At 69.9% G+C, this 16800-nt stretch carries 11 protein-coding genes and 1 pseudogene; 2 read left to right on the forward strand and 10 right to left on the reverse strand.

Annotated features, from left to right (window positions below):
• Positions 1 to 22: 22 nt before the first annotated feature.
• Together FHR82_RS46295 and FHR82_RS21255 are read left to right on the forward strand one after the other, a co-directional pair.
• Positions 23 to 310: pseudogene (locus tag FHR82_RS46295) on the forward strand (MTH1187 family thiamine-binding protein); the annotation flags it as partial.
• 190 nt (positions 311 to 500) lie between these two features.
• Complete coding sequence (locus FHR82_RS21255) at positions 501 to 1436, forward strand: tetratricopeptide repeat protein (RefSeq protein WP_184812197.1); 936 nt, start codon at positions 501 to 503, stop codon at positions 1434 to 1436.
• A gap of 722 nt (positions 1437 to 2158) precedes the next feature.
• On the opposite strand, the gene FHR82_RS21260 is transcribed toward FHR82_RS21255, so the two are convergent.
• The 10 genes from FHR82_RS21260 to FHR82_RS21305 all read right to left on the reverse strand — a co-directional run bounded on the left by FHR82_RS21260 (position 2159) and on the right by FHR82_RS21305 (position 16755).
• Entirely contained in the window at positions 2159 to 3649 is a 1491-nt protein-coding gene (locus FHR82_RS21260) for a neutral zinc metallopeptidase (RefSeq protein ID WP_184812198.1), read from the reverse strand.
• A gap of 100 nt (positions 3650 to 3749) precedes the next feature.
• Positions 3750 to 5138: a neutral zinc metallopeptidase gene (locus FHR82_RS21265; protein WP_311771197.1), complete on the reverse strand. Its 1389-nt coding sequence runs from the start codon at positions 5136 to 5138 to the stop codon at positions 3750 to 3752.
• Positions 5139 to 5157: 19 nt separating this feature from the next.
• A complete protein-coding gene (locus tag FHR82_RS21270) occupies positions 5158 to 6336 on the reverse strand; it encodes an MFS transporter (RefSeq protein ID WP_184812199.1) in 1179 nt (392 codons plus the stop codon).
• Between the two features lie 8 nt (positions 6337 to 6344).
• Complete coding sequence (locus FHR82_RS21275) at positions 6345 to 7472, reverse strand: MFS transporter (RefSeq protein ID WP_184812200.1); 1128 nt, start codon at positions 7470 to 7472, stop codon at positions 6345 to 6347.
• Positions 7473 to 7504: 32 nt separating this feature from the next.
• On the reverse strand, positions 7505 to 9700 hold the full coding sequence (gene glgB, locus FHR82_RS21280; RefSeq protein ID WP_184812201.1) for a 1,4-alpha-glucan branching protein GlgB: 2196 nt from the start codon (positions 9698 to 9700) through the stop codon (positions 7505 to 7507).
• 64 nt (positions 9701 to 9764) lie between these two features.
• Positions 9765 to 10196 carry a CBS domain-containing protein gene (locus FHR82_RS21285; protein WP_184812202.1) on the reverse strand — a complete coding sequence of 144 codons (432 nt, stop codon included), beginning with the start codon at positions 10194 to 10196 and terminating at the stop codon, positions 9765 to 9767.
• A gap of 166 nt (positions 10197 to 10362) precedes the next feature.
• Positions 10363 to 11712: a maltokinase N-terminal cap-like domain-containing protein gene (locus FHR82_RS21290; RefSeq protein WP_311771198.1), complete on the reverse strand. Its 1350-nt coding sequence runs from the start codon at positions 11710 to 11712 to the stop codon at positions 10363 to 10365.
• Complete coding sequence (gene treS / locus FHR82_RS21295; RefSeq protein ID WP_184812203.1) at positions 11709 to 13544, reverse strand: maltose alpha-D-glucosyltransferase; 1836 nt, start codon at positions 13542 to 13544, stop codon at positions 11709 to 11711. Before treS ends, FHR82_RS21290 begins: the two co-directional genes overlap by 4 nt.
• Before the next feature lie 180 nt (positions 13545 to 13724).
• Complete coding sequence (locus tag FHR82_RS21300) at positions 13725 to 14675, reverse strand: zinc metalloprotease (RefSeq protein WP_184812204.1); 951 nt, start codon at positions 14673 to 14675, stop codon at positions 13725 to 13727.
• Between the two features lie 112 nt (positions 14676 to 14787).
• A complete protein-coding gene (locus tag FHR82_RS21305) occupies positions 14788 to 16755 on the reverse strand; it encodes an alpha-1,4-glucan--maltose-1-phosphate maltosyltransferase (RefSeq protein WP_184812205.1) in 1968 nt (655 codons plus the stop codon).
• Positions 16756 to 16800: the final 45 nt, after the last annotated feature.

Genomic DNA, 16800 nt, shown 5'->3' on the forward strand with positions numbered 1-16800 from the left:
AGGGACATCGAGAGGAGTCGGCGTGTTACTGGCGTTCAGCGTTGCCCCCGCGGGCGGTGAGTCGGACAGCGTGAGCGCGGCCGTCGCGGAAGCGGTCCGCGTGGTCCGCGAGTCCGGGCTGCCGTGCGAGACGAACTCGATGTTCACCAACATCGAGGGGGAGTGGGACGAGGTCATGGCCGTGGTCAAGCAGGCCGTGGACGTGGTGGCGGCGAAGGCGCCGAGGGTGTCGCTGGTGCTCAAGGCCGACATCCGGCCAGGGCACACCGGCCAGCTGCGGGCCAAGGTGGAGCGGATCGAGGAGCATCTGACCGAGCGGAGCTTGCGGAGCGAGCATGAGACCGAGCGGAGCTTGCGGAGCGAGCATGAGACCGAGCGGAGCTTGCGGAGCGAGCATGAGACCGAGCGGAGCTCGCGGAGCGAACCTTGATGCGGACTGGTTTCACGCGACGTGCCAGGATGGATGTGTGACAAGGCCAGATCCACGTCAAACCGCAGCTATGTCAGCCGCTCTGTCCGGGGCGGTGGACCTGTCCGCGCTGAAGGCACGCGCCGAGGCCACCACCAGGGCGCCCGCGCCTGCCGCGCCCGGCTCGGCTGGTGCCCCGGCCCCGTCCGGCGGACCGTTCGTGATCGACGTCACCGAGGAGACGTTCCAGGCCGAGGTGGTCGAGCGATCACTGCAGGTGCCGGTGATCGTCGACCTGTGGGCCGAGTGGTGCGGACCGTGCAAGCAGCTGTCGCCGCTGCTGGAGCGCCTGGCCCAGGCCGCCAACGGCGCATGGGTCCTCGCGAAGGTCGACGTCGACGCCAACCCGCGCATCGCGCAGATCTTCGGCGTCCAGTCCATTCCGACGGTGGTCGCCATCGCCGGTGGGCAGCCGGTCGAGGCGTTCGCCGGGGCGCAGCCGGAGCCGCAGATCAAGCAGTGGCTCGCCAGCCTCCTGGACGCGTTGCGAGACCAGCTACCGGGGATTCGCGCGGCCGAGGCCGGTGGCGGCGCCGCCGAACCCGAGCCGGAGCCCGAGGACGTTCGGTTCGTGACCGCGGAGTCGGCCTTCGAGAACGGCGACTTCGACGGCGCCATCTCCGCCTACCAGAAGATCCTGGACGAGGAGCCCGCCAACGAGCAGGCCAGGGCGGCGCTGGCCCAGGTCCGGTTCATGGCCCGCGCCGAGGCCGCCGATCCTTCCGTGGTGGTGCGGGCCGACACCTCGCCGGAGGACATCGACGCCCAGCTGGCCGCCGCGGATGTGGAGCTGGCCGGGCAGTTGATCGAGAAGGCGTTCGGGCGGTTGCTCGGCGTGATCCGGCGGACTTCCGGTGCGGACCGGGATCGGGCCAGGACGCACCTCGTGGAGTTGTTCGGGCTGTTCTCCCCGGATGACCCGATGGTCGCCAAGGCACGGCGAGACCTGGCTGCGGCGTTGTACTGACCGGCCGCCTGTGCGGCCTGCGTTGTCCTGAAAGACGCTGTCGAGACAGCCGCGATGCCACGAAAGGCCCCTTCGGGACACTCAACGTCCCGAAGGGGCCTTTTCGCTGCGCCCGGCGTGATGAAGGACCCCTTCGTAACACCCGCTGCGATGAAGGGCCCCTTCGTTGCGCTCACCGTGATGAAGGACCCCTTCGTCACGCGCGGTGTGATGAAGGACCCCTTCGTTGCGCTCACCGTGATGAAGGACCCCTTCGTCACGCGCGGTGTGATGAAGGACCCCTTCATCACACCGGGCCACGTCCTGAAAGCGCCTTTCACGGCACGAAGGCCAACCGAGCGAAGGGCGGGAAGCCCGCCACGAAGGGGCTCCCTGCCATCCCGTCGACCTGGCGAAGCCCGATCACACCGGATCAAGGGGGCACCAACAACCCAAACCGGCGGCCAAACGCTGGGACCGCCCCCTTGAGCCGGTGTGATAGCCCGTAGGGAGGTCGACGGGATGGCAGGCAGACCCGCACCCAACCGCAGCCAAACAACGAAACCCCAAGCCATCCCAGAGACCTGCCCCTCCGGCGAGGAGCCCCCGGAGGGCACACCCGCCCACCGAGAAGCCCCCGGAGAGCAGCACGCCCGTCCCGCGACGACATCCCCAAAGCACCCGCCGAACAGATCCAGGTTGAGTGCCCCGAAACGTCTTGGGGCACGTCAGCCGTCGTCAGATCAGGCGAACTGTTCCGTGCACTCGCCGGAGCCGTCGATGTAGCCGATGCGGAAGGCCGCGACCCGCGCGAAACCCGACTGGACCTGCTTGCCGTTGACGTCGGCCGCGATCAGGCTGTTGTCCTGCAGCAGTTCGGCCACCGCCTCGTCCAGGTCGCCCACCGCCAGGTGCAGCTTGTCGTCGGGCGTGTTCGGGTCCTTGTCGATCGTCGTGGCGGTCCACGCGCCGGTCAGGCACGCGGTGCGCAGGCCCGCGCTGTCGCCCTCGAGGTCCGCGCCGATCTGCTTCTGGATCGCCAGGGTGTACCTCGACGCGATTTCCGCGAAGGCCGCGAAGTCGCCGATGCCGGCGCCGTCCTCGTTGGGCTGGCTGCCCTCCGTCGGGGGCTCCGCGATCTGCTTCAGCTTCTCGAGGTCGATGCCCACGATGTTCTCGTCAGCGCAGTACGTCGCCGGGGACGTGCCTTCGCCCTTGTCGCACTCGGCGCCGTTCTCGGTGATCTTCGGCTGTTCCGCGCCGTTGTCCTTGAACGCCTCGTCGAGGCTGTCCTGCAGCAGGCCCAGCGTCTTCTCGTTGAGTTCCGCCTCGCCGCCGGCCTCTTCGTCCTTGGCGCTGCGTTCCTTCTCCTCGATGCGCTCGTTGATCTCCTTGACGTTCATGTCGGCGCAGCGGTTCGGGTCCCTGGTGGTGAAGCCCTCCTGGAACGCGTAGACCCGGTCGAACGCGAGGCCGTGTGCGCCTTCGGTCATGTGGTCGTAGCCCGCCGGGTCGCGGATGAAGAACAGCGTCGCGAGGATCTGGTTCAGGCCCTCACCGGTGTTGAGCTCGAAGTGCTTGGCCTTCCCCTCGGCCACGTACCGCATGAAGTTGCCCATGTAGCAGTCCGCCTGCTGTTCCCGGACGATCGTCGGGGTGGACTGGTCCATGTTGCTCTTCTCGCCGAGGCGGAACTGCACGGCGTGCCCCATCTCGTGGGCCAGCACGCCGACCACCGAGATCGGGTCGAAGTTCTTCGCCAGCATCGGCAGCAGCACGCCGCGGTCCCACGCGATCAGGTCCTCGCCGCCGCCACCGCAGTAGAAGGCGTTCTGGAACTTCTCCGTGCTCGCACCGCACAGCGTCATCGGCTCGCCCTCGGAGTCGTACGACACCAGGCGCTCGATGTGGGCGAACTTGTCGCCGTCGAAGTTGGCGGGCAGCTCGGCGTCCCAGTAGTCGTACAGGTCCGCGACCGCGTTGGTCGCGAGCCGGTCCATCTCGCCGCCGTCGGTGTTCTCCACCTCGAGCTTGGCGTCCTCGACGTCCTGCCGAGGACCGGTCGGCCCGTCGGTCACCTCGAGCCCTCCGGCGTCGGTGGTGTCGATGCCGCCCTCGACGGTCGGCGTGCCCGCGACCGTCTGACCGCATCCCCCGATCTGCGCCACCATCACGGCGACCGCGGAGAGGGCGAGTCCCACTCGCACCCACGACCGCGAACCCTGCACTCGCACAGCTGCTCCCCGTTCACTAACCGTCCTGGCTGACCGGAACCCTACTGGGCCGATCGGGGGCATGTACGGGGAACCGGCCACTGGACAAAACGGGCAGGCGTCACACCTTGCAGGCGGTGACTCCCTGCAACGCACCGGTGCGGAACAGCGACACCCGGTCGAAACCCGTCGGCACCGCGTCACCCGCGATGTCGCGGCCCGGGTAGTCGAAGCGCAGCAGCACCTGGATCGCCTCGTCCAGGTCGCCGGGCGACAGCGCGAAGCCGTCCTGGGGGGTGATCAGCGAGCCGGTGTACGCGCCGGTCAGGCACAGCACCGCCCGCTGCGCCTCCGCACCCTCGAGCGGCTTCCCCAGCGCGGCGAGCGTCGCCATGCTGAACCGGGACGCGAGGATCGTGCCGGTCGCGAAGTCGCCGATCTCGGTGTGCAGCTCGGGTAACTCGTCGCCGGTCGCCACGTCGATCTCGCGGGAGTCCGGGCAGTACGCGATGGGGCCCTGGTCGTCGTCGACGCACTCCGGCGCCTCGTCCGACGTCTTCACCGACGGCGTCGCCCACTCCTTGCCCAGCCCGGTGACCGTGGCCTTGTAGAAGGCGTCCAGGTTGGGCGTGATGGTCGTCAGCAGCGAGTCGAACTCCAGGTTGCCGCCGCGTTCCTGGTCGTCGGCCGACAGGAAGCCGCGCTGCGTGAACGTCCGGTTGTCGACGCTCATGTCCTTGCACAGGTCGACGCCCTTGTCGTAGCCGTCCTGGAAGGCGGACACCCGGTCGAACGCGTCGCCGTGCGCGTCCTGGTCGGACTGCTCGGTGCCGACCGGGTCGCGGAACATCACGAGCGCTTCCATGGCGGTGTCCAGGCGGTCCTTGGAGATCTTGAGGTGCCCGGCGTTGCCGTCGGCGACCCAGCGCACGAACGCGCCCGCGTAGCAGTCGGCCTGCGCCTCGATGAGGATCGTCGGGTACTTCTCGGGGTTGCCGCGCTGCTCCTCGAGCGTCAGCCCGGTCCGCCGCTGCACGGCGTGGCCCATCTCGTGCGCCAGCACGAACATCACGGCGGCCTCGCCGAACTTCTCCTTCAGCACGGGCAGCAGTGCGGCCCGGTCCCACGCGATGACGTCCTCGGTCGGGCAGTAGAAGGCGTTGCCCTCGACGTCGGAGGCGCGCCGCGCGCACGGCGGCGCCTTCGCGTCGTCGTCCGCGGTGTCGACCGAGTAGTAGCCGCCCTCGAGGTCCTCCCACTGGTCGTCGAACGCGCTGGGGAACGTCTCCTCCCAGTACTGCTTGACGTCCGTGATGACGGTCGCGGCCAGCCGGTCGATCGAGCCGCCATCGGTGTTCTTCACGAAGGAGGGGTCGACGCCGCCCTGGCCGTCGGGGTCCTTCGTCACGACCGTGTCGCCGTTGGTCGGGGTGCCGGCCACCGTGGTGGTGCACGCCGTCACCACGAGCAGCATCGGCACGATCAGGGCGAGAACGGGTCGCAGGCGCACGCGTCCAGTGTGCCGCGCGTCAGGTGTCCCTGTCGTGAGGACGGCGCATTCCGGCCAACGCGACCAGCACCACCAGCACCTGGGCGGCCGCGGCCGCGTACAGGGCACCTGCCGGTTCGCCGTCGTCGACCAGCCTCCCCGCGACGGTCGTGCCGATGCCGAAGCCCGCCCACATCACGCTGAACACCCACGCGAACGCCTCGATCCGCTGGCCGTCGGGTGTCGCGTCGCCGACCAGCACCTGCTGCAGGGTTTCGACGGGCCCGTTGACCAGGCCGTACACCACGTACGCGACCACGACCAGCACGATCAGCACCGCCCCGGCGAGGCCCGCGCCCACGAGGACCACCGCGCCACCCGCGTGCAGCACCACCAGCTGCGTCCTGGGCAGACCCGGCCAGGTGCGGGCGCCGTAGCCGATGCCGCTGACCACCGCGCCGAGCGCCATCGCGCTGGTGAACACCCCGGCGGTGCCCTGTCCGGACGCGGCGGCCACGGCCGCCACCTCGAGGCAGCCGAACGCGAACGTGTCGAGCACGATCATGCCGAGCAGCAGCCGCACCCGCCCGTGCCGGAGCGGCCCGAAGAACCCGCGTGCCGGCGGGTGGCCGCCCCGCCTGCCGCGCAGCGCCGGGGCGATCGCCACCAGCAGGTCGCCGAGGAGCTTGATCCCGCCGGTCACACCGACCACGGCCGGTGCCGGCATGAGGAGCAGCAGGCCGCCCGCGATCATCGGCCCGGCGAGGAACGTCGAGGTGTTGAGGGCGGCGTCGAACGCGTAGGCCGTCGGCAGCTGCTCCTCCGGCACGATCGTCGGCCACAGCCCGCGCACCACCGGTCCCGCGGGCGGCACGGAGATCCCGAGCGCGGCGGCGGCCAGGCACAGCACGAGGAGCGGCGCGCCTGCCACCAGCCCGGCGAACAGCCCGGCCCACGCGACCGTGTGCCCGGCGAGCAGGACGAGCAGGACCCGCCGGGGTTCGTGCTTGTCGGCGAGCCGCCCGCGCACGGGCCCGGCGACCGCGGTGGCCAGCGCGAACACCATGAGGATCACGCCCGCGGCGGCGTAGCCGTAGCGCTGGGTCGTGGCGACCAGCAGCGCCAGGTTCAGCATGGACGTCGAGACACGGGACAGCAGCACGGACGCCGTCAGCCTGCCGACCCCCGGGATCGTGAGGAGCTCGCGATATCGGCGCACACGTCAGGCTACTGAGCCACGACCTTCGCGTGGCGCAGTCGTGCGGCGGTGAGGGTCACCGCGATCAGTTGGGCGCCGGTCGCGATCACCAGGGCGGGGGTGGTCTCGCCGGACGACGACACCTGGCCCGCGACCGTCGTGCCGACGCCGAAACCCAGCCACATCACGCTGAACACCCACGAGAACACCTCGACCCGTTGGTGCGCCTGGCTTCCCTCGCCGATGAGGACCTGCTTCACCGTCTCCACCGGACCGTTCACCAACCCGTACGCGGCGAACACCGCACCGGCGAGCACCATCCCGCTCGACCCGGCGCCCGCCGCCAGCACCACCACACCCGCGCCGGTCAGCACCACCAGCTGCGACCCCGCGATGCCGGGCCACGTCCGCGCCCCGTACGCGAGCCCGCTGACCACCGACCCGAGGGCGAGGAGTCCCGTCAGCACCCCCGCCGACCCGCGCCCGGACGCCGCGGCGACGGCCGCGACCTCCAGGCAGCCGTAGGTGAACGTGTCGAGCGCCATCAGCGTCAGCAGCAGCCGTATCCGCCCGTGCACCAGCGGTCCCAGCAGGTGCGTCGGCCGTTGGTGCACCGGCATGTCCCGCACCTCGGGTGCCGTCGCCACCAGCGCGTCGCCGGTCACCTTCACCACACCGGTCACCGCAACGGCGACCTGGGCGGGCAGCACCAGCAGCAGCACCCCGGCCAGCACCGGGCCCGCGACGAACGTGGCGTTGTTGAGCGCGCCGTCGAACGCGTACGCCGTGGCCAGGCGCTCCTTCGGGATCAGCACCGGCCACAGGCCCCGCACCACCGGGCCGGTGGGCGGCACGCTCGCGCCGAGCAGCAGGCACGCCACGACGAGTACCGCCATGGGAGCCGCCAGTGCGACACAGAGCAGCACGAACGCCACCACGTGCACGGCCAGCAACGACAGCAGCACGACCCTCGGCCGGAACCGGTCGGCGAGACGGCCGCGGACCGGGCCCGCCGCCGCGTTCGTGATCGCGTACACCAGCACCAGGAGGCCCGCCGCGGCGTAGCCGTGCACCTGTGTGACCGCGACCAGCAGCGACAGGCTCAGCATCGAGACCGACAGGCGCGCGAGGTTGTTGGCGGCCGTCAGCCTGCTCACCCCCGGGGTGGTGAGCAGTTCGCGGTAGCGGCTCAGACCTCCGGGGCCAGCCAGAGCACGCCCTGCGGCGGCAGTTGCAGCAACGCCGACGCGGGCTGCCCGTGCCACGGCTGCGCTTCCGCCGCCTCGCCGCCCATGTTGCCCCAGCCGGAGCCGCCGTAGCCCTGGGCGTCGGTGTTCAGCACCTCACGCCACCGGCCGGTCATCGGCAGGCCGATGCGGTAGTCCCGCTGCGGGTGCCCGGCGAAGTTCGCGACGCACGCGAGCACCGCCTGCTCGGAGTTCGGGTCGATGCGCAGGAAGCTCGCCACGTTGTTGGCGGAGTCGTTCGCGTCGATCCACTGGAAGCCCTCCGGGCGGTGGTCCGCCGTGTACAGGGCCGGGTGCTGCTTGTACGTGTGGTTCAGGTCGGCGACCAGCTTGCGCACGCCGTCGTGCAGCGGCTCGTCCAGCAGGTGCCAGTCCAGCGACCGGCTCTCGGACCACTCGGCGGGCTGGCCGAACTCGCCGCCCATGAACAGCAGCTGCTTGCCGGGGTGCGCCCACATGAACGCGAGCAGCGCCCGCAGGCCCGCCGCCTTGTTCCAGTCGTCACCGGGCATGCGGGTCCACAGCGACCCCTTGCCGTGCACCACCTCGTCGTGCGACAGCGGCAGCACGAAGTTCTCGCTCCACGCGTACATGAGCGAGAACGTCAGCTCGTTGTGGTGGTAGGAGCGGTGCACGGGGTCGTGGCCGACATAGCTGAGCGTGTCGTGCATCCAGCCCATGTTCCACTTGAAACCGAAGCCGAGGCCGCCGAGGTGCGTCGGCCGCGTGACACCCGGCCACGCCGTCGACTCCTCGGCGATCATGACCGCGCCGGGGTGGTGCTTGTACACGGTCGCGTTCAGCTCCTGCAGGAACCGCACGGCGTCGAGGTTCTCGCGACCGCCGTGGACGTTCGGCAGCCACTCGCCAACCTTCCGCGAGTAGTCGAGGTACAGCATCGAGGCGACCGCGTCCACGCGCAGCCCGTCGATGTGGAACTCCTCGAGCCAGTACAGCGCGTTCGCGACGAGGAAGTTGCGGACCTCGGAGCGGCCGAAGTCGAACACGAACGTGCCCCAGTCCGGCTGCTCGCCCCGGCGCGGGTCGGCGTGCTCGTACAGGGGGGTGCCGTCGAACCGGGCCAGCGCCCACGCGTCCCGGGGGAAGTGCGCGGGCACCCAGTCCATGATCACGCCGATGCCGCGCTGGTGGAGCGCGTCCACCAGGTGCCGGAACTCGTCCGGCGACCCGAACCGCGAGGTCGGCGCGTAGTACGACGTGACCTGGTAACCCCACGAGCCGCCGAACGGGTGCTCAGCGACCGGCAGCAGCTCGACGTGCGTGAAACCGTTGTCCGCCACGTAGTCCACGAGCTCGGTCGCCAGCTCGCGGTAGCCGAGGCCGGGCCGCCACGAGCCGAGGTGCACCTCGTACGCGCTCATCGGCGCCGACACCCACTCGGTCGCGTCGCGGCGCGCCAGCCAGTCGTCGTCGGACCACAGGTGCGCCGACAGCGTCACGCGGGACGCGGTCGCGGGCGGCACCTCCGTCGAGAACGCCATCGGGTCGGCCTTCTCGTGCCAGTTGCCGTCCGGGCCGAGGATGCGGAACTTGTAGCAGGTGCCGGGTGGCAGGCCGGGGACGAACAGCTCCCAGACGCCGGACGAGCCGAGCGAGCGCATCGGGTTCGCGCGGCCGTCCCAGCCGTCGAAGTCACCGCAGACCCGCACCCCGCGCGCGTTCGGCGCCCACACCGCGAACGACGTGCCCTGGACGATGCCCTCGGCGGTCTCGTAGGAGCGGACGTGCGCGCCGAGGACCTCCCACAGCTTCTCGTGCCTGCCCTCACCGAACAGGTGCAGGTCCAGCTCGCCCAGCGTCGGCAGCCAGCGGTACGGGTCGTCGACGAGCACCGGGTGGTCGGTGGAGCCGTAGTCGACCTCCAGCTTGTACGCGCCCGGGTTGTCCGCGAGCACACCGGCGAAGAACCCGTCGGCCACTTCGTCCAGCGGCGTGCGCTCGCCGTCCGCCACCACCGCCACCGCCTTCGCGCCGGGACGGTAGGCACGCGCGACCGTGGCACCCGTCGTGCCCGTGTGGTCGGAATGCAGGCCCAGCACCGAGTGCGGGTCGTGGTGCGCGCCGGCGAGCAGCCGGCGCAGGTCGTCGGCGGGAGGTGTGCCCGGGTTCGCGTTCATCGCCCCTCATTCTGCCGTTGCCCGGGCCAGGCTGCTCAACAGGTCGCGCGCGGTACCGGCCGGGTCAACCCCGCGCGATGTAGGACTCCAGCTGGTCCCGGTCCGACTCGAGCTGCTGGATGCGGCTTTTCACCACGTCACCGATGCTGACGATGCCGATCAGCCTGCCGTCCTCGAGGACCGGCATGTGCCGGATCCGGCGCTCGGTCATGATGGCGGCGAGGCTGTCGACGCCCTCGTTCGGGCCGCACGTGACCACCTGGGTGGTCATGATCTCCTCGACCGGGGCGGTGAGGAGCTCCGCGCCCCGGTCGTGCAACTGCCGCACGACATCCCGTTCTGACACGATCCCGATGACGCCGCCGGTCTCGTCCGCGACGACCATTGCACCGATGTTGTGCCGGGCGAGGTCTTCCAACAGCCCGCTGACCGACACCCTGGGTGGCACCGTGGCCACCTCGGAACCCTTGCTACGCAACAAGTCCGCGACCCGCATGTGGACACCCCGCATCTCCGGCGTGTTGGCCGTCGGCGTTGACGGCCCTTTGATTCAGGCTAACGACGGGGCCCTGCGGACGCTAGACGGCGCCGGTGCCTGATGCCCTGAAAGACGCTTTTGAGGCGTGAGTGCCTCGAAAGCGTCTTTCAGGGCGTTCTGGCGGTCAGGTGCGGCGCTGGATCGCCGCCAGTGGGATCGCCGCCCAGTCGGGGCGGTTGTGGTGTTCGTAGCGGACCTCGTAGACCGCCTTGTCCAGTTCCAGGGCCCGCAGCAACACGGCGTGTTCGCGGGGGTCGTCGCCCACCTCGGCGTAGCCCTCGCAGAAGGCCGTCCGGTTGCGGTCGGACCACTCCGTCGCCCTGGTCAGGCGCTGGCGGTCGTCCTGGGGGTCGTCGTTGCCGGGGAGCAGGTGGAAGGCCGCGTAGTCGAACGAGCGCAGCATGCCCGCCACGTCGCGCAGCGGGGAGCGGGGGACCGCTCGCTGCTGGGGCGTGGCGCCTGGTTCGCCCTCGAAGTCGATCAGGACCCAGCCTGCTGTGGTGCGCAGGACCTGTCCCAGGTGCAGGTCGCCGTGGATCTGGTGGATGCGCACCGGGGTGGTCAGGGTGCGGACCGCGTCGAAGGCCGTCCGCAACGTCTGTTCTTCCGAGGCCAGTGACGGCACCTCGGACAGCACCACGTCGAGCCTCGCGTGCATGGCGTCCGCTTCCGCGGCCAGTTCCTCCTGGCCGACCTCGCGCACGCCCGTCGCTTCCGCCAGTGCGTTGTGGACTTCCGCCACCGCCGTGCCCAGCCTGCCGGACTCGCCGGCGAAGTCGCCGCCCACCTCGTCCGCGTGCAGGTCGCCTTCCGCCAGCAGGTCGCGGACGCTGGCCGTCGCCGTGGCCCAGCCCTCCACCGCGTCCGGCAGGAAGCGTTGCATGAAGCCCAGTACCACCGGCTCTTGTGGACGGTGGTCGGTCAGCACGCCGAGCGGGGCCGCGATGTGCGGGTTGCCCGCCAGGGCCCGGTGCAGGTCCACGTCCCGGTTGCGGCCCTGTTCCGGCTGCCGGTACAGCTTCAGGATCGCGTTCCCGTAGATCAGTGACGTGTTGCTCTGCTCGACGCCGATCTGCCTCGGACGGGTCCCGGCCGCCACCGACGGGTCGGCATCGAACCGCAGACCCGCCACGTCTTCCTGTCCCAGCAACAGGTCCAGCAGCGCACCCATCAGCTCCGGGTCCTGCGGGGCGTCGTACACGGCCCGCCCGTCCAGCTCGCCGATCACCGCGTGCGCCAGCACGTCCGGCACGTTCTCGCGCACGCCGAACAGCAGCTGGTACGGGGCGCCGTCGTCCACCGACACCATCGCGTGGACCAGCGCCGGGTCACCCTCGATGAGGATGGACGACCTGAGCGTTCGCGCCGAGGTGACCGCGTGGCCCTTCGTGCGGAAGAAGCGCTGGCCGACCAGCCACCGTAACAACTCCTCGCCGAGGTCCTCTGCCAGTTCGGTGGGTCGGAGCACCGTCACGGTGTCTCACCTTCGTCGGTGTCGGAGGTGATCTGGAACCAGTAGAAGCCGTGCCCTGGCAACGTCAGCAGGTACGGCAGGTCGCCGATCGGCGGGAAACGCACCCCGCCGGTCAGCTCCACCGGCACCCGGCCCGCGTGCTCGGACAGGTTCAGCTCCACCGGCTGCGGGAAGCGGGACAGGTTGTTGACGCAGATGACCAGGTCCTCGTGGTGGTGGCCCGCCTCCGCGGGCAGGTGCCGCAGGTAGGCGAGCACGCTCGGGTTCGACGAACCCAGCTCCATGAACTCGCCCAGCCCGAACGCCGGGTGCTCGCGGCGCACCTGCAGCATCCGCCGCGTCCAGTGCAGCAGGGACGAGGTGTTGTTGAGCTGCGCCTCGACGTTCACCGCCTGGAAGCCGTACACCGGGTCCGCGATCACCGGCAGGTACATCCGGCCGGGGTCGGCCCGCGAGAAGCCCGCGTTGCGGTCCGGGGACCACTGCATCGGCGTGCGGACCGCGTCGCGGTCGCCGAGCCAGATGTTGTCGCCCATGCCGATCTCGTCGCCGTAGTACAGCACCGGCGAACCCGGCAGCGACAGCAGCATGGCCGTGAACAGCTCCATCTGGTTGTCGTCGTTGTCAAGCAGGGGCGCGAGGCGCCGCCGGATGCCGATGTTGGCCTTCATCCGGGGGTCCTTGGCGTACTCGGAGTACATGTAGTCGCGCTCTTCGTCCGTGACCATCTCGAGCGTCAGCTCGTCGTGGTTGCGCAGGAAGATGCCCCACTGCGCGCCGGACGGGATGGGTGGGGTCTGCGCGAGGATCTCCGAGATCGGGAACCGCGACTCCCGCCGGACCGCCATGAAGATGCGCGGCATCAGCGGGAAGTGGAACGCCATGTGGCACTCGTCGCCGCCGGTGTCCGGGTCGCCGAAGTACGCGACGACGTCCGCGGGCCACTGGTTGGCCTCCGCGAGCAGCACCCGGCCGGGGTACTCGTCGTCGACGACCTTGCGGCAGCGCTTCAGGAACTCGTGCGTACGCGGCAGGTTCTCGCAGTTGGTGCCCTCCTCCTCGAAGAGGTAGGGGACCGCGTCGAGCCGGAAGCCGTCGATGCCGATGTCCAGCCAGAACCGCAGGACGTCGATCATGGCGTCCGCGACCTCGGGGTTCTCGTAGTTGAGGTCGGGCTGGTGGGAGAAGAAGCGGTGCCAGTAGAACTGCCCGCGCAGGGGGTCGTAGGTCCAGTTCGACGACTCGGTGTCGACGAAGATGATCCGGGCGTCCGGGTACTCCTCGTCGTTGTCGGACCAGACGTAGTAGTCGCCGTACGGCCCGTCCGGGTTCTGCCGCGACTCCTGGAACCACGGGTGCTGGTCGGAGGTGTGGTTCAGCACCAGGTCCGTGATCACCCGCAGGCCCCTGCGGTGCGCCTGGTCGAGCAGGTACACGAAGTCCTCGACGGTGCCGAACTCCGGCAGCACCGCGCGGAAGTCGGAGATGTCGTAGCCGCCGTCGCGCAGCGGAGAGGCGTAGAACGGCGGCAGCCAGAGGCAGTCGACGCCCAGCCACTGCAGGTAGTCCAGCTTGTCGGCGAGACCGCGCAGGTCGCCGGTGCCGTCGTTGGTGAAGTCGTTGAACGCGCGAACCAGTACCTCGTAGAAGACCGCGGTCTTGTACCAGTCCGGTTGTTTCGGCGCGGATCTCGCGTGCCGGAAGTCGTCGGCGTTCGGCTCGACGAGATGGCCGTCGGCGGTGACGGCCTCCCCGGTGTGTGGCACTCCTTCGAGCCCCAGGCCGGCGTCCGGACGAGTGGTGTCCGGAGCGGCGTCCGGCGTATCGGTCATCCCCGCACCTTTACATGGTCAGCATTCCCCGCAACAGCCTTTGTAGGGGGTTGCGGATCATGGTGCCAGGTCGCCCGCTGCCCCTCTCTCCATGGTCACGCCTGTGACCGCATCGTGCATGACGCGGGCGCCGTCCCCGCTGCGTCTCACAGTGGGACGGCGCCCGCGCTGGTCGTCACGTCATGCGCGGTATGCCGCCCACTGGTTCTTCATGCGGGTCTTCTGGCCCTGGGTGAACTGGTTGTAGCAGCTGTCGTAGGAGTAGTCCATGTAGTTGTGGATCGGGTCGACGCCCGCCGCGGGGCAGGTGTCCTTGCCCGCCGGGCAGCCCGAGGTCGACGTGCGCTGCGCCGGGGTGTCGGAGACCTGGTCGTTGCTGGCGCTGCAGCCGCCCTGGAAGGTGTGGTACAGCCCCAGCCAGTGGCCGGTCTCGTGCGACGCGGTCTTGCCGAGGTTGAAGTTGGCGATGTTGCCGCCCGGCACGGAGCCGTACTGGATCACGACGCCGTCCAGCTCCGGGTCCGCGGCGTACCAGGACGGGAAGGTCGCGAAGCCGAGGTAGCTCGTGTTCGTGGACCAGATGTTCAGCACGCCCGCGTCGCCCTCGCGGGTGGCGCTCTTCATGGCGGCCTCGACCGACGGGCTGTCGACGTTGTTGAACCAGTTGGTGTTGGTCCACCGGCGGGTCGCCTGGAGGGTGAACTGGAACTCGGTGTTCGCCGCGGCCGATGACTCGCCGCCCGCGAAGTTCTGGTTCATCTCGGTGATCTGCTGGTTGATCTGCGTGTTGGTGACGTTGCCAGCGCCGCCGGAGGCGGTGACGACGTGGAACACGACCGGGACCGTGGTGACGGCCTGGATCTCGATACCGCGCCTGCTTGCCAGGCGGGCCGTCATCTCCTTCTCGGCGGCGGCGACCTCCGCGTGGGACATCTCGTTGCGCTCGTGCTTGTGCTCGCCGGGGCGAACGCGCGCGGCCGAGCCCTCGTCGGTCGCGCATTCGACGCCGCTGACGTCGGAGTGGGCAGTGGTCGCGGCCGCTCCGGCGTCAGCGGCCGCGGGCAGCACGGCGAACGCGGACGCGGACATGGCGAACGCCGCCAGCAGGACGGCGGTTCTTCTCGGGGACATACGGGTACCTCTCAGCAGGGGGCGTGACCCCTGTGCACGTCACGCCATGCTTCGGACCGTACGTCCTACCCCACTTCCGTCAAAGGTGTTGCCATTTACCGGTTTCCGGGTTTCAGCGCGTCACGGACAAGATGTGCGAAACCGCCTGAACCGGGTCGAGACGGACGTAGTTCGCCTGGCTCCACTCGAACGTCGAGCCGGTGACCTCGTCGTGGACGACGATGGTGTCCGACCAGTCGCGGCCGATGGCGGGCAGGTCGAGGTAGACCATGCCCTCCTGCGGGTGCTCGGGGTCCAGGTTCACGACCACGATCACGGTGTCACCGGTCGCCGGGTCGCGCTTCGAGTACGCGAGCAGGGCGTCGTTCTGCGTGTCGTGGAAGTGCAGCGTCCGCAGCTGCTGCAGCGCGGGGTGCGCGGCGCGGATCGCGTTGAGCCGCGTCAGCCACGGCTCCAGCGACCGGCCCTCGGCCAGCGCCTGGTCGAAGTCACGCGGCCGCAGCTCGTACTTCTCCGAGTTCAGGTACTCCTCGGACCCCTCGCGCACGGCCTCGTGCTCGAACAGCTCGAAGCCGGAGTACACGCCCCAGCTCGGCGAGTACGTTGCCGCGAGCACCGCGCGGATCGAGAACATCGCCGTGCCGCCGTACTGCAGCGACGCGTGCAGGATGTCCGGCGTGTTCACGAACAGGTTCGGCCTGCCCTCGTCCGCCCGCGCCACGATCTCCTGACCGAACTCGATCAGCTCGGACTTGAAGGTGCGCCACGTGAAGTAGGTGTAGGACTGGGTGAACCCGAGCCGCGCGAGACCGTACAGCCGGGCGCGCCGCGTGAACGCCTCCGACAGGAACAGCACGTCCGGTTCGAGCGCCTTGACCTGGTGGATCAGCCAGTGCCAGAAGTTCGGCGGCTTGGTGTGCGGGTTGTCCACCCGGAAGATCCGCACTCCGTGGTTGACCCAGTGCATGACCACGCGGAGCACCTCCGCGTAGATGCCCTCGGGGTCGTTGTCGAAGTTCAGCGGGTAGATGTCCTGGTACTTCTTCGGCGGGTTCTCCGCGTACGCGATCGACCCGTCCGGCCGCGTGGTGAACCACTCCGGGTGCGAGGTGACCCACGGGTGGTCCGGCGCGCACTGCAGCGCCAGGTCGAGCGCGACCTCCATGCCCAGCTCGTTGCACCGCGCCACGAACCGGTCGAAGTCCTCGATCGTGCCCAGCTCGGGGTGGATCGCGTCGTGGCCGCCCTCGGCGGAGCCGATGGCCCACGTCGACCCGACGTCCTCCGGCACGGAGATGACGCTGTTGTTAGGGCCCTTGCGGTTGACGGCCCCGATGGGGTGGATCGGCGGCAGGTACACGACGTCGAAACCCATGCGGGCCACGCGGTCCAGCTGCTTGATCGCGGTGTCGAACGTGCCGTGCACCGGCTTGCCGGACTCGTCGAGCCCGCCGGTGGAGCGCGGGAAGAACTCGTACCAGGAGCCGTACAGCGCCTTCGGGCGGTCGACCCACACCTGGTACTTGCGGCCGCGGGTGACGAGGTCACGCAGCGGGTGGGCGTGCATGTACCGCTGGATCGGCTCGGCCAGCGCCTCCGCGATGCGGCCGGGCAGCGGGCGGTCGGTGTCGCGCAGCGCGGCCGCGGCGGACACGAGCATCGCGCGCTCGCCGTTGTGCGGGAAGCGGCGGGCGGCGCGGTCGAGCAGCAGCGCGCCGTTCTCGAGGTCGTTGGCCAGCTCCTCCGCGGTCTGCGCGGCGCCGACCTTCACCTCGACGGCGTGGCGCCACGTCGCCCACGGATCGCTCCACGCGTCGATGCGGTAGGTCCACATGCCGGTCGCGTCGGGACAGATGTGCGCGACCCAGGTGTCGTCGTTGGGGTCGTCCACCGCCATGCGGGTGAGGCGTTCACCCTTGTCGTGTGGCCCTCGCCACACCACGGTGGCGGCCACGGCGTCGTGGCCTTCCCGCCACACGGTGGCGTGCACGGGGATGTGCTCGCCGACCACCGCCTTCGATGGATAGCGGCCACAGCTGATAACCGGGGAAACGTCGTCGATGCCTAGGCGGCCACTCACCGGGCAAGCCCCTCCCGCACGGTCCTTCGGTTGATATTGAGAAGT

The sequence above is a fragment of the Actinophytocola algeriensis genome (assembly GCF_014203735.1).
Lineage (GTDB): Bacteria > Actinomycetota > Actinomycetes > Mycobacteriales > Pseudonocardiaceae > Actinophytocola > Actinophytocola algeriensis.

Coding starts and splice junctions, on each gene's coding strand:
- glgB (WP_184812201.1), bottom strand. CDS start 9,700: ATGAACGCGAACCCGGGCACACCTCCCGCCGACGACCTGCGCCGGCTG.
- FHR82_RS21300 (WP_184812204.1), bottom strand. CDS start 14,675: ATGTCCCCGAGAAGAACCGCCGTCCTGCTGGCGGCGTTCGCCATGTCC.
- treS (WP_184812203.1), bottom strand. CDS start 13,544: ATGACCGATACGCCGGACGCCGCTCCGGACACCACTCGTCCGGACGCC.
- FHR82_RS21285 (WP_184812202.1), bottom strand. CDS start 10,196: ATGCGGGTCGCGGACTTGTTGCGTAGCAAGGGTTCCGAGGTGGCCACG.
- FHR82_RS21255 (WP_184812197.1), top strand. CDS start 501: ATGTCAGCCGCTCTGTCCGGGGCGGTGGACCTGTCCGCGCTGAAGGCA.